The 12,687-nt window shown below is 65.6% G+C and carries 10 protein-coding genes and 1 pseudogene; 4 read left to right on the forward strand and 7 right to left on the reverse strand.

Translation table 11 applies throughout. From position 1 onward, the window contains the following. The first annotated feature begins 108 nt into the window (after positions 1 to 108). The gene (locus tag C725_RS04115; protein ID WP_008600340.1) at positions 109 to 750 is read left to right on the forward strand and encodes a MarC family protein; all 642 of its coding nucleotides are present in this window, start codon (positions 109 to 111) and stop codon (positions 748 to 750) included. On the opposite strand, the gene C725_RS04120 is transcribed toward C725_RS04115, so the two are convergent. From C725_RS04120 to C725_RS04135, 4 genes and pseudogenes are all read right to left on the reverse strand, one after another. Beyond that, on the reverse strand, positions 740 to 2,545 hold the full coding sequence (locus C725_RS04120) for a hypothetical protein (RefSeq protein WP_149864527.1): 1,806 nt from the start codon (positions 2,543 to 2,545) through the stop codon (positions 740 to 742). The two genes, C725_RS04115 and C725_RS04120, sit on opposite strands and share 11 nt — an antisense overlap. A gap of 4 nt (positions 2,546 to 2,549) precedes the next feature. After that, positions 2,550 to 2,966, reverse strand: coding sequence for a GtrA family protein (locus C725_RS04125; protein ID WP_008600342.1), 417 nt, complete (start codon positions 2,964 to 2,966; stop codon positions 2,550 to 2,552). 15 nt (positions 2,967 to 2,981) lie between these two features. Then, positions 2,982 to 4,522 (reverse strand): annotated as a pseudogene (locus C725_RS04130) (NAD(P)/FAD-dependent oxidoreductase). A gap of 285 nt (positions 4,523 to 4,807) precedes the next feature. Next, positions 4,808 to 6,034, reverse strand: coding sequence for an argininosuccinate synthase (locus C725_RS04135; RefSeq protein WP_008600348.1), 1,227 nt, complete (start codon positions 6,032 to 6,034; stop codon positions 4,808 to 4,810). 121 nt (positions 6,035 to 6,155) lie between these two features. On the opposite strand from C725_RS04135, the gene C725_RS15215 reads away from it, so the two are divergent. Continuing rightward, positions 6,156 to 6,809: an EF-hand domain-containing protein gene (locus C725_RS15215; RefSeq protein WP_160165709.1), complete on the forward strand. Its 654-nt coding sequence runs from the start codon at positions 6,156 to 6,158 to the stop codon at positions 6,807 to 6,809. Positions 6,810 to 6,937: 128 nt separating this feature from the next. Next, positions 6,938 to 7,777 (forward strand): sterol desaturase family protein, encoded by an 840-nt coding sequence (locus C725_RS04145; protein WP_200858584.1) that lies wholly within the window; start codon positions 6,938 to 6,940, stop codon positions 7,775 to 7,777. On the opposite strand, the gene C725_RS04150 is transcribed toward C725_RS04145, so the two are convergent. Continuing rightward, positions 7,687 to 8,982, reverse strand: a complete 1,296-nt coding sequence (locus C725_RS04150) for an SAM-dependent methyltransferase (protein WP_008600350.1) — start codon at positions 8,980 to 8,982, stop codon at positions 7,687 to 7,689. The genes C725_RS04145 and C725_RS04150 overlap by 91 nt on opposite strands. Positions 8,983 to 9,092: 110 nt before the next feature. Between C725_RS04150 and C725_RS04155 the strand changes: the two genes are divergently transcribed. Beyond that, positions 9,093 to 9,659, forward strand: coding sequence for a septal ring lytic transglycosylase RlpA family protein (locus tag C725_RS04155; protein WP_008600351.1), 567 nt, complete (start codon positions 9,093 to 9,095; stop codon positions 9,657 to 9,659). Between the two features lie 59 nt (positions 9,660 to 9,718). On the opposite strand, the gene C725_RS04160 is transcribed toward C725_RS04155, so the two are convergent. Together C725_RS04160 and C725_RS04165 are read right to left on the reverse strand one after the other, a co-directional pair. Then, the gene (locus C725_RS04160; protein ID WP_008600352.1) at positions 9,719 to 11,032 is read right to left on the reverse strand and encodes an amidohydrolase; all 1,314 of its coding nucleotides are present in this window, start codon (positions 11,030 to 11,032) and stop codon (positions 9,719 to 9,721) included. Positions 11,033 to 11,119: 87 nt separating this feature from the next. Beyond that, positions 11,120 to 12,526, reverse strand: a complete 1,407-nt coding sequence (locus C725_RS04165; protein ID WP_008600355.1) for a dihydrolipoyl dehydrogenase family protein — start codon at positions 12,524 to 12,526, stop codon at positions 11,120 to 11,122. Positions 12,527 to 12,687: the final 161 nt, after the last annotated feature.

The raw sequence follows: 12,687 nt of genomic DNA on the forward strand, positions 1-12,687 counted from the left end.
AAGGAAACGGCGTCCGATCCGCCCGCCGGGTGGCGCCGGACGCGCCGGTTCGATAAGGGCACCGCAACGCGCCGTCCGGGCGCTCTGACCGTTTGCAGGGGGCTGCAGGTGAACGAGCTTTTCCTCTCGACGCTGGCGACCATGTTCGTCGTCATCGACCCGCCCGGCTGCGCGCCGATCTTCTATAGTCTGACGACCGGCGCGTCGGCGGCGCAGCGGCGCATGATGGCGATACGGGCGGTCGTCATTTCGCTGATCATCCTGTTGGTCTTCGCATTCTTCGGCCGCACGCTGCTGGACGCGCTCGGCATCTCACTCGACGCCTTTCGTGTGGCGGGCGGCATCATGCTGTTCATCATCGCGCTGGAAATGGTGTTCGAAAAGCGCACGGAGCGGCGCGAGAACCGCGCGCAGGAGGTCGTCGAAGGCCGCGACGCGACGCTAGAGGTCGACGACGTTTCCGTGTTTCCCATGGCCATTCCCATGATCGCCGGCCCTGGTTCCATCGCCTCCATCATGCTGCTGATGAGCGCGACGAGCGGCGTGACGGAGCGTCTGTGGGTCTTCGGCGCGACCGGTCTTGTCCTTGCCCTGACGCTCGTTTCCCTGCTGATGGCGGGTCCGCTGTTGCGGCTCCTCGGCCATAAGATGGAGGCGATGATCACCCGTCTGCTGGGGGTCATCCTCGCTGCCCTCTCGACTCAGTTCGTCATCGACGGGCTGGTCGGCAGCTTCGGCCTCAGCGGCTGAATTCGTAAAGCTCGACCGGGCCGGGCAGCGGCACCGGTCGCAGCCAGTCCGGCACCTCACCGCGCGTCAATCGGCCGGCCAGGCCGTCCGGCGCCCGCTTCGCATAGCGCTCGACCTCGTTCATCGAGGGGCAGAAGGCGAGATAGCGAACCCCCCTGTCCTTTGCGATCCGCACCGCCTCGTCGCCCGATCCGAGAAACGCGCGGATGGTGTCCGCCATGGCGGCGTTGCCGCGATGGTGCGCCGATGCCACCACCCTGTGCGGCGATGCGTAGAGCAGGGCTGGCGCCATATCCAGCGGTGCGAGGATCGTCGACGGCGGCAAGGACGCAAGCCCGCTGAGCGCCGGCGGCTGACCACAATCGGCCGGAATGGATCGGGGCCCGTTCGAGAAGGGAGGTCCATTGTCTTCAGCCTCTCTGGGCACCAGCGCGCTATGGGCAATCAGCGGCGAAAGCGGCAGGAGAAGGGTAATTACAGCGGCAAGGGTGAATACGCGCCAGGGGGGTCGCACGGCGGCGGCCCTGGGGAGCAGTAACGACAGCAAATAAACCGTTCCGGGGAGCGCGAATATCGTCGCGGTACCGGAGGCGCGCATGACGGCGATACCGATCAGCGCCGCGCCGGCGAAGATGACCGCCATGGCAGTCCAGTCCCGCCGTGCACGCCGGTGCGCATGTCGGATGGCGAAACCGTAGCCGGCCGCCCCGATCAGCAGCTGCGCACCGATCGTGAGCTGTAGAGCGTCGCTGGCATGCCAGAGCGGCCGGCCCTCCGCGACGCTTTTGTACCAGACCTCCATCACCAGCGGATCGAGCGACGCGAACGGGCCGGCGGCGCAGACGGGATTGACGAGAAGAAGCGTACCGCCGCCCGCGCCTGCGGCCGCGACCATGACGAGGAGGCGATGCATCGGCGTCCGAACCGGCGACATGTGCAGCACCATCAGGACGAGCGCCGCCGCGCAAAGTGCGGCGATATAGGGGGGCATCAGCGCATCGCACCAGACCGCATTCCACAGGTGCGGGGACTGGGTGATGGCAAAAAGCCCCAGAGTTCCCGACCCGAGCGCGGCCGTATAGGCGGTCAGACGCGCGCACTCCCCCCTATCCAGAAGCGCGCGGCCCGCCAGCACGACCCCGATGATGAGCGCAAGGGGTAGGCCCTCTATGGCAATGGCAAGACCCGCCGCCATGGCGAAACCGGCGCAAGCGCCTGCCCTGAACCGCCGGCGCCCGAACAGCGCCGCAACGGCGGAGACGCTCGCGGCGATCTGCCAGCCATGATGGTCGATGCGCATCGGCCAGGTCTGGATGGCGGCAAGCGGCGTCGCGGCCAAGAACAGCGGGGCCAGCAGAACCGCCGTGCGATCGCGTACGAAACGGCGCACAAGAAAAGAGCCCGCGACGAGCGTGGCAAGCGATGTGAGAAGCGGCACCGCGATCAGCGCCGCCCGCTCCGCTGCGTCCGAACCGGCGAACGGCGACACAAGTTGAACGATGCCGGCGATCGGCAGATCGACGAGGCGCGACCAGTGCATGGACAATGTGCCCGGCACGCCGATCCGGTGCTGCGACACGTCCGTCCACGCCTGCCCGGCCAGCCAGTCGCGCACCTCGACCAGACGCAGAAGATCGTCGGGCCCGGCGGGATAGCCCGCCGCGATCGCGGCGCGGGCCGCATAGAGGGAGAGCGCGCTCATGAACGCCCAGGTCAGGAGGACGGAAAGCCAGAACCGCGACCGGTCGCTTGGCGGCGCAGCGGCCGCAGTCACGTGTGCGGTCAGGCTCGCCACGCCGCTAGTCCGCGAAGATGTAGAGGCGGCGCAGCACCCAAAGGGCGGCGAAGCTGATTCCGATCGCCAACAGTTTCGCAACGCGCACATCCCAGTCCAGCGAAGCGCCGAGCCCGACGATGACAGTCGTGATGCCGAGACCGACGAGCGCGGACGCGGAAAACAGCAATTTCTGTCGCCGCCGCCGCGACGAGCCCCGGTCGCCTGCCCCCCGCGCAAAAACCGTGCGCGCCGAAAGCACCCAGTGCACGGCGACGCCGGCACCGTAGGCGGCCGCTGCCGCCAAAGCCGCATTCAGGCCGATTGCGAGGAATCGGTCCAGAAGGACGAGATCCACGATCAGCGCGGCCGCGCTGATCATGCCGTAGACGACAAGGCCGTGACCGATCCCCGGACGCTGCCGGGCGGCGGAAAAGATCATGGCTGCAAGGCCCGCCTAGGCAGCGCGGCGGCGCGGGACGAGCCGTTCGGACGCCAGCGCGGGATCGGCATCCGTACGTCCGGCGTCACCCTCGACACCCGCCTCGTGATATTCCGCGTCCTCGTTGACGCGCCAGACGTCATGGATGATGCGGCCGGCCTTGATATTCTCCACCGTCAGCATCGCCGTCATCATCGCGTGATCCTGATTGTTGTATTTGTGCATGCCATTGCGCCCGACGAGATGCAGCGTCGGATGTGCTTCGGACAGCTCGGCGCGCAGCGCCTCGACATTGGCGGCGTAATGTTCGTCATAGACGGGATAGGCCTTTTCCTGACGAACGACGACGCCGCCAGTGATATCGCCCGGATCGCAAAGCCCGAGTTGCTCCAGTTCGCGCTTCGCCAGGTCGACCAGATCGGCATCATCCGATGCCCAAAGACCATCCCCTTCGAAACAAAAATATTCCAGGCCGACGCAGGCCATATCGTCATGCGGGATCAGCTCAGGCGACCAGGACCGAAAATTCTGGATGCGGCCCACCTGGACGCGGGGGTCGTGAATGTAGATCCAGTTGTCCGGGAACAGATCCTTCGACTTCACCATGATGGCGACCGTCAGGAAATCGCGGTATTTCAGGTCGAGCGCGCGGCCCGCCGTCTGCGGGACGGGATGCAGTCGCCCCGCAAGCTCGCGCATCGGTGCGGAGGAAATGACATGCGCGGCGGACAGGGAGGCGCCCTTGCCGTTCGGCTGCCGGGTCTCCACCGTCCAACGGCCTGTCACGCGATTTTCGCTGAGGCGGTGCAGGGAATGTCCCATCAGAATTTGATTGCCGCCCGCAACGACATGATCGCGCGCCGCTTCCCACATCATGCCCGGCCCCTTGCGCGGGTAGCGAAAGCTCTCCAGCAGCGTCTTCGCCTGCATGCCGTCATTGGGCCGCTTCGACAGGCCCAGCGAACGTTTCAGCCCGTCGAGGACCGCGCCGCCGAGCGACAGGCCCTTGATGCGCTGTGCCGCCCAGTCGGCGGAAATCTCGTCGCATGGCATGCCCCAGACCTTTTCCGTGTAGGTCTTGAAAAAAATCCGAAAAGCTTCTCCCCAAACTGGTTCGAAACCCAGTCCTGAAAGCTCTTTACCTCCCGCTTCGGGAACAGGCGGCTTTTCGCATAGCTGGCCATGCAGAGCGCAGACCGGACGATGCCCAGATTGCCCAGCGCCTCGAACGCCCGCAGCGGATAGGAGTAGAATTTTCCCTCGTAATAGATGCGGCTCATCCGCGGGCGCTCGATGAAATCGTCCGGCAGGATCTCGTTCCACAGGTCGACGACGGCCTGCGATTTCGAGAAGAAACGATGGCCGCCAATGTCGAAGCGATAGCCTTCATGCTCGACCGTGCGGCTGATGCCGCCGACGTAACGCTCGTCCTTTTCGATTATGCTGACGCTGTATCCGGCCTTCGTCAGCAGATAGGCGGCGGTCAGCCCGGCCGGCCCCGCGCCGATGATCGCCACGTCGACGCTCGTCCGCACCGTCCCGCCCGCTCCCGCCATATCTCTGCCCCGCCTTCGCTGAAATCGTCAGGGCGGCAATCTGGCGGAAAGCCCCTAAGGGCCGGTTAACGATATCAGGCGGTGCGGATTCCAGCGAAAGGAGGCGGCCCGGCGGCAACGAGATGCTCTCCGCGCACCGCCTTGATCGGGCACAGCGTCATGAAGAGCCTGGAGGCGGTCCACAGAAGGAGCTGCACGCGAACGATCAGCGCGATTCACTTGTGCAGCTTCGCGAACCATTTGTGCGCCGCCCGTCCGGAACCGCCCCCCGGCTTCATGATCGCCTCACGCGTCCCGGTTGCGTTCACCCAAAAGGCGCAGACGCAGGGCGTTGAGTCGGATGAAGCCGGCCGCATCGCGCTGGTCGTAGCGTCCCTTGTCCTCCTCGAACGTCACCACCTCCTGGCTGTAGAGGTTGAAGCGGCGGTCCGTCTTGCGGCCGACGACGTCGGCGCGGCCCTTGTACAGCTTCAATCGGACCGTGCCCGCGACATGCGTCTGGCTGTGGTCGATCGCGGCCTGCAGCATCTCCCGCTCCGGCGAGAACCAGAAGCCGTTGTAGATCAGCTCCGCATAGCGGGGCATCAGCTCGTCCTTCAGATGCGCGGCGCCGCGATCCAGAGTCAGTTGCTCGATCCCCCGGTGTGCTGCCAGCAGGATGGTGCCGCCGGGCGTCTCGTACATGCCGCGCGACTTCATGCCGACGAACCGGTTTTCGACGAGGTCGAGGCGGCCGATGCCATGTTCCCGGCCATAGTCGTTCAGCTTGGTCAGCAGTGCTGCCGGCGACAGCGGCTCTCCGTTCACGCCGACCGCATCGCCGCCCTCGAACTCCACGGTGATGTATTCCGGCGTGTCCGGCGCGGATTCAGGGTCGTTTGTGCGGGAATAGACATAGTCCGGCGTCTCCTCCCACGGATCCTCCAGCACCTTCCCCTCAGAGGAGGTGTGCAGCAGGTTGGCATCGGTGGAAAAGGGCGCCTCTCCGCGCTTGTCGCGGGGAATGTCGATGCCGTGCTCCTCGGCAAAGGCGATCAGGCGGGTGCGGCTGGTCAGGTCCCACTCCCGCCACGGCGCGATGACGCGAATATCCGGGTCGAGTCCGTAATAGCCGAGTTCGAACCGAACCTGGTCGTTCCCCTTGCCGGTGGCACCGTGAGAGACAGCGTCAGCGCCGACCTGATGCGCGATCTCGATCTGCCGCTTGGCGATCAGCGGGCGGGCGATGGAGGTGCCGAGCAGGTACAGCCCCTCGTACAGCGCGTTCGCCCGCATCATCGGGAAGACGTAATCCTTCACGAATTCCTCGCGCACGTCCTCGATGAAGATGTGCTCCGGCTTCACGCCGGCCTTCAGGGCCTTCTGCCGGGCAGGTTCCAGTTCCTCGCCCTGGCCCAGGTCGGCAGTGAACGTCACCACCTCGCAGCCATAGGTCTGCTCTAGCCACTTCAGAATCACACTCGTGTCGAGGCCGCCGGAATAGGCAAGCACGACGCGGTTTACATCGGCCACATTCGTCTCCTTGCAGGAACAGTTCGGCCCGCTTTCGCCAAAAGCACGGGCCCGGGGCAAGGGAAATGCGTTGGGGCGGCGTAACCGCTTCATATACCGAATGAGAATTGGGAGAGATTCGATGAGAACTGCGATGATGATCGGGGGCGCCGGGCTTCTCGGCCTGACCGCCGCCGCGAACGCCCAGGCCCCGCCCGCCGGCGCCGCCGCGGGTGTAACGACCCGCGCGCAGGTCGAGGCGCAGGCTGCCGAGAATTTCCGGATGCTGGACGCCGATGGCGATGGCAGCGTCACCAAGACCGAAGTCGAGGCGTTCCAGACCAAGATGCGCGCGAACGCAGAACAGGCCCGCACGCAGGTGATGACGGAGGCTGACACCGACAAGTCGGGATCGCTCGACCAGAAAGAATGGACGGCGATGAACGAGAAGCGGCTGACGGAAGTGGAAAGCCAGGCCGGGCAGCCGATCCCCGACGATCGCCGCGCCGCTGCGAAGACGCAGATGGATGCCGCCTTCGCTCGCCTCGATGCCGACGGAAACGGCAGCATTTCTTCAGAGGAACTCGGTATCGCCGTGGGCGCGGGGGATAATGATCCTGCCGCCCGTATGATGGATATGTTCGTCGAAGCCGACACGAATGGCGATGGGTCGCTGACAGTTGAGGAACTCAAGGCACCCACGCTGGCGATGTTCGACAAGGTAGACGCGAACGGCGATGGCCAGATCACGCCCGACGAGGGCGCAAAGGCCCAACAGGAATTGCGCGCCCAGTAGGCGCGCGAGCGCGGCGACCGATCCCCCTATCGGTCGAAGTCCCCCCGCCGCGCGAGTGAGAGAGCCGGTGCCTTTTCGTCCCTTTGGCACCGGCTCTTTTCGTCATCCGACTTTGTGCGATGCGCGCGGTGCGGTACGATGTCGTCGTGTTGATCCGATTGCACCGCTCCCGCGCCGCCTCCGCGCTTTTGATGGGCGCGGCCACGGCCATGCTTATCTGGACGCTGCGCCAGGAAGACCACTCTCCGCTAAGGCAGACGGCGCTGCCCCGCTCGCGGAGGCAGGCGACCAATCTGATACTCGGGATCGGCAGTCTGCTGATGGCGGGGCGGATCCAGCGCGCCCTGTTGACCCCGTTGTTTGATCGGCGGACGGAACGTCGCGGCGTCGTGCAATCCCTCCCGGCCCGGTGGCGGAGGGTGGCCGCCTTCCTGCTTCTCGACTGGTCGATCTACTGGTGGCACCGCGCGTCGCACCGGATACCGCCGCTCTGGCGCCTGCACCGTGTACATCATGTCGATCTCGATCTCGACATGTCGACGGCGATCCGGTTCCATTTTGCCGAGCAGCTTCTATCCGCGCCGGTCCGCGCTGCGATGATCCTGCTGATCGGCCCGGATGCGCGGACGCACGCGCTGTGGAACCGGTTCTTCTTCGCCAGCATCTTGTTCCATCACGCGAATATCCGTCTGCCCGCGACCATGGACCGGATCCTGTCGCTGCTGCTGACGACACCGCGCATGCACGGCATCCATCACATGGCGCGCCGCGACCTGACGGACAGCAACTGGACGAGCGGCCTCAGCCTGTGGGACCGGCTCCACGGCAGTTTTCGCGCCGATGTCGCGCCGGATGCCGTGCGAGTCGGCGTGCCGGCCTATACGGCCGACCTCGGGTCTCCCGACTTGCTGATGCTCCCCATGGCCGCGCCCTCCGCTGCCGACTGGCGCGCGCCAAGCTCCAGATAGCGCCGCTCCGCATCCGCCATGTAATCGCGGGTGATGGGCAGGGTGTCGCGGCGGCGGGCGATCTGAATTTGCAGGTTCATGTGCGTGCCGCGCTCGAAAGCGAACTTCGAACCGGCGAGATAGAACAGCCACATGCGATAGAAGCGCTCGTCGTAAAGCGACACGATTTCGTCGCGGGCGAAGCGGGTTCGGCGCAGCCAGGCATCCAGCGTCCGGGCATAGTGCAGGCGCAGCACCTCGATATCCGTGATCCACAGCATCCGGTTTTCGATATGCGGCACGATCTCTGACAGGGCGGGAACATAGCCGCCCGGAAAAATGTACTTTCGCGTGAATGCGTCAGTAACACCCGGCCCCTCCGCCCGGCCGATCGTATGTATCAGCGCAACGCCGCTGTCCGTCAGCAGGTCGCCCACCCGGTCGAAGAAGGTCTGATATTGCGGCGTTCCGACATGTTCGAACATGCCGACCGATACGATGCGGTCGAAGCGGCCCTGAAGCTCCCGGTAATCGATCAGCCGGAAATCCACCCGGTCCGACACACCCGCCTCTTCGGCACGGTCACGCGCGATCTTCAGCTGTTCCTCAGACAGGGTGATTCCCGTCACCTTGAGGGACGGGTCGAGGCTGGCGATGTAAAGCGCCATGCCGCCCCAACCGCAGCCTATGTCGAGAACGCGCTGACCCGGCTGCAGGTACAGCTTCGCAGCGATATGCGCCTTCTTGTCGTGCTGCGCGGTTTCCAGGCTGACGACGCCGGGACGGTAATAGGCGCAGCTATACTGGCGGTCGACATCCAGGAAGAGGTCGTAGAGACGCGCGGAAAGATCGTAATGGTGCGCCACGTTACGCTGCGCGATGCGTGGCCGGTTCTTTTGATAGGCGCTGCGCAGGAACCGCCCTGAGCGCCGCAGCCAGTGCGCGTTCAGATTGGCATCCATCCATTCGCTGTTGAGCGAGATGACTTCGAGCAGCTGCTCGATATCGCCGTTCTCGACAGTAATTCGGCCGTCCATATAGGCCTCGGCCGTGCCGAGTGCGGGGCTGCGCGCGATCTCTCCCGCGACACGCCCGTCGTGCAGACGGATCGTGACCCGGGGTCCATCGCCGCCGGGGCCGAAGCCGTGGCGGTTTCCCCCGTCAGTTATGATTTCGAGCCGACCCCGGCGGATCAGCTTCGCAAGCAGTCGACCCAGCAAAAACATAGTCGAATCGATTAGCGAGCCGGGGTTTTGCGGTCAAAAGAGTATTTCGGACGGCGGACGCCCGGTGCCCGGCTGGCGTTCCGAAAGGCGGCATGGGATGAAGCTGCCCCATGAATATTGCATCGATTCCAGCACTTGGGCTGCCCGGCAAGCGAGGTGTTGCCGCCGCCTTCCTGATCCTGTCGACGCCGCTTCTTGCGTTCACGGATCTGGAGCCGGTGCCCGGGACCGTGGCAACGCCTCTGGTCGGCGGCATGCACGAGGTGCAGGATTCTCAGCCGCTCGGTCAGGAAAACGCCGCCACGGCGGCGATGATTGTCCCCGAAGAGACGGTCGTGGCGGAAGCGGCCACAACGGACGATCTGACGGCTGCGGCTGAAGTCGTCGGCGACGGCGTCGCAAGCTATTACGGCAAGCGGTTCGCCGGCCGCCCCACCGCCAGCGGTGAACGCTTCGACCCCGCGCAGATGACGGCCGCGCACCGCACGCTGCCCTTCGGCAGCATGGTGCGTGTCGTTGACGAGCGCACGGGCAATGCCGTCGTCGTCCGCATCAACGACCGCGGGCCCTTCCACGGCGGCCGCGTCATCGACCTGTCCCGCGCCGCCGCCGAGGAGATCGGCATGGTGAGAGCCGGAAAGGCCGAAGTGCGCCTGGAACTTCTCGCCGCCAGCTGAGACGACCCGCGGCAGGGCGAGGCGGCAAAGCCGCGCCGCACCCGCCCCGCGTCGCTAAGCTAGTCCGTTTCGAACATCTTCAGCGCCGCGGTAATCATCGCGGCCGCGCCCGTGGTCACCGTGGGAAGCGGATCCGGCGCGAATTTCGAGCTGTGCAGAGAGGGCAGCCCCTCCCCATTGCCGCCGGCGGCCTCATAAGTTTCCTGCTTCACCGCGCCGAGCCAGAACAGCGTCGATTCCACGTCCTTGTCCGCGCGGTGGAAGCGGGAGAAGTCCTCGCCGCCCATGACTGGCGGCGTCGAGATAACCCGGGCCTCACCAAAACGCGCCGTCAACGCCTGGCGGATGTCCTCGGTCTGCTCTTCCGTATTGAACAGCGCGGGCGTGTAGCGGTCGTCGACCGTCACCTCCGGCATCATCCCTTCGTCGATCCCGGCGGCGATGGCCTCGCCGCGCGCGATGCGGGCAATGCCGGACAGCAGCGCCTCCCTCTGCTCGTCGCTGTAGGAGCGCACGGTCAGCTGCAGATGCGCATCGTCGGGAATGATGTTGTGCTTCGTCCCGGCGTTGAACGCGCCGACGGTCACAACGGCGGCGACCTGCGGATCCGTTTCGCGCGATACGAGCGTTTGCAGCGTATCGACGATGCGGGCCCCGAGGACCACCGGGTCCTTCGTCGTGTGGGGATAGGCGCCGTGCCCGCCGGAGCCGTGAACCAGAATGTCGACCGTATCGACATTCGCCATGGCAAAGCCGCTGACCAGCCCCATCTGCCCGGCCGGAAGCGAAGCCGAATCGTGCAGGGCGATGGCGTGGTCGGGCTTCGGGAACCGTTCGTACAGGCCGTCCTCCAGCATCGCCTGCGCACCGAGACCGGTCTCCTCCGCCGGCTGGCCGATCATGACCAGCGTTCCGGACCATTCGTCCTTGTTGCTTCCAAGATAGCGGGCGGCGCCCACCCAGCTCGACATATGCACGTCATGACCGCAGGCGTGCATGACGCCCGAGGGTGAGCCGTTCGCAAGCGTCACCGTCTTCGTGCTGGCATAGGGCAGACCGGTTTCTTCCGTGACGGGCAGCCCGTCCATGTCCGCACGCAGCATGACGACGGGCCCGGCGCCGTTTTTCATGACGCCGACGACGCCCGTTCCGCCAACGCCCTCCGTCACCTCGAAACCGGCCTCGCGCAGCTCCGTTGCCATTCGGGCAGCCGTTTCGGTTTCCTGTCCGGACAGTTCCGGATTTCTGTGCAGATGCTTGTAGAGTTCGATCAGATAGTCCTGATCCTGCCCAACGGCCTGCGTCACATCGGCCCCGTCCCGCGCGGCAGCCGGTGCCGCGATCAGCGCCGCTGCAAGTAGAAACTTGTACATTCCTGCTTCCCCTTCTCCGTGGCGGCGGACCATGCCGCCGGCGAGCGCGGAAGGAAAGGGTGCGATTCCGCCAGAGTGCCGCCGGACCTATGGCAGCTTTGAAAGTGCGCGCACCAATCTGCGCACCGGCGGCGAGAACAACCGCTCCTTGAACAGGGCGCCGGCGCCCGCCTTGCTGATTTCCCCCAGGGTCGGATAGGGCGCGATATAGCCGGTCAGGTCGCGCGCGGAGAGGCCCTTTGACAAGGCCAGCGCCCAGGAGTGGATCAGTTCGCCCGCATCCGCGCCGACGATGCCGCAGCCCACCAGCTTGCCCTTTGAAAGAACGAGTTTGATGAAGCCCTCCGTTCGCCGCTCCGCGCGCGCGCGATCATTGCCGCTGAACGGCACGGTGACGGTTTCGACGTCGGCGCGCCCCGCCCTGGCGCGCGCCTCCGTCATGCCGACCTGCGCCAGTTCGGGATCGGTATAGGTGCACCAGGGAAGCGCGGAATAATCCGCCTTCGCCGGCACGCGGAACACGGCATTGCGGATGACGATACCGCCATCATAACCAGCGGCATGGGTAAAGCGCGGTCCCTGCCGGCAGTCGCCGACCGCGAAGATGCGGCGATTTGCCGTCCGCAGGCGACTATCGACGGGAATTCCACTGGCCGCCGCCTCGATGCCGGCGGCCTCGAGTCCCAGACCCTCCACATTCGGCGCGCGGCCCGCCGCGACCAGCAGATGGGACCCCTCCAGCACCTTCCCGTCGGTGAGCGTCAGCGCGATCGTCCCGCCGGGCTGCACCGCAACAGTCCTCGCCTCGCTCCCCTCGTGAATCGCAACGCCCTCACGGGTCAAAGCGTCTCTGATGACGGCTGTAAGGTCGCTATCGTCGTTGGGCAGCAGCCTCGCCTGTTCCGCGATGGTGACCTGACTGCCCAGCCGTCGAAACGCCTGCGCCATTTCAACGCCGATGGCGCCGCCGCCGAGAATAAGAAGATGGGACGGAAGCTCTCGCAGGTCCCACAGGGTTTCGTTGGTCAGGTAAGGGACCGTATCCAAACCGGGAAGCTGCGGGATGTAGGGGCGCGATCCGGTGGCGAGCACGATCCGCCGGGCGGTGTAGCGCCGGCCGTCCGCTTCGATATCCCGCCCGCCGACAAGCCTTGCGCGGGCGCGGACGACCTCGGCACCCAGTCCCTCGAACCGCTCCTGACTGTCATGCGGGGCAATCTCCGCGATAACGCCGTTCACATGCTGCATGACGCCGGCAAAGTCGACGCGCGGTTCGGCTTCAATTCCGAACGCGGCGGAGCTGCGCGCGGCATGGGCACGGGACGCGGATGCAATCAGCGCCTTCGACGGGACGCAGCCCGCGTTCAGGCAGTCGCCGCCCATCGCCCCGTGTTCGAAAAGAACGGTGCTGAGGCCAAGCTGCGCTGCACCTGCGGCCACGGTAAGGCCGCCCGATCCGGCACCAATGACGGCGATATCGTAGGGTTTCGTCATGGTCGGATCATGCCGACAAACGCGCGGCGCGCAAATGCCGTTATGAATGGCTGCGGCAAGATCTTCGGTGTGGAAGTAGAGAGGGCCGCGGGAACGCTAGCGGGGGGGGGGGAATTGCGTTCCGGCGGCCCTTCTCATGGGCAGGTAACTCGCTAGAGCCT

The sequence above is a fragment of the Pacificimonas flava genome, from assembly GCF_000342165.1.
Classification (GTDB): domain Bacteria; phylum Pseudomonadota; class Alphaproteobacteria; order Sphingomonadales; family Sphingomonadaceae; genus Pacificimonas; species Pacificimonas flava.

What these genes read in the sequence shown, in the direction of transcription:
- C725_RS04150 (WP_008600350.1), bottom strand. Translation starts at nt 8,982, where the DNA reads ATGTTTTTGCTGGGTCGACTGCTTGCGAAGCTGATCCGCCGGGGTCGG.
- C725_RS15215 (WP_160165709.1), top strand. Translation starts at nt 6,156, where the DNA reads ATGAGAACTGCGATGATGATCGGGGGCGCCGGGCTTCTCGGCCTGACC.
- C725_RS04155 (WP_008600351.1), top strand. Translation starts at nt 9,093, where the DNA reads ATGAATATTGCATCGATTCCAGCACTTGGGCTGCCCGGCAAGCGAGGT.
- C725_RS04160 (WP_008600352.1), bottom strand. Translation starts at nt 11,032, where the DNA reads ATGTACAAGTTTCTACTTGCAGCGGCGCTGATCGCGGCACCGGCTGCC.
- C725_RS04125 (WP_008600342.1), bottom strand. Translation starts at nt 2,966, where the DNA reads ATGATCTTTTCCGCCGCCCGGCAGCGTCCGGGGATCGGTCACGGCCTT.
- C725_RS04165 (WP_008600355.1), bottom strand. Translation starts at nt 12,526, where the DNA reads ATGACGAAACCCTACGATATCGCCGTCATTGGTGCCGGATCGGGCGGC.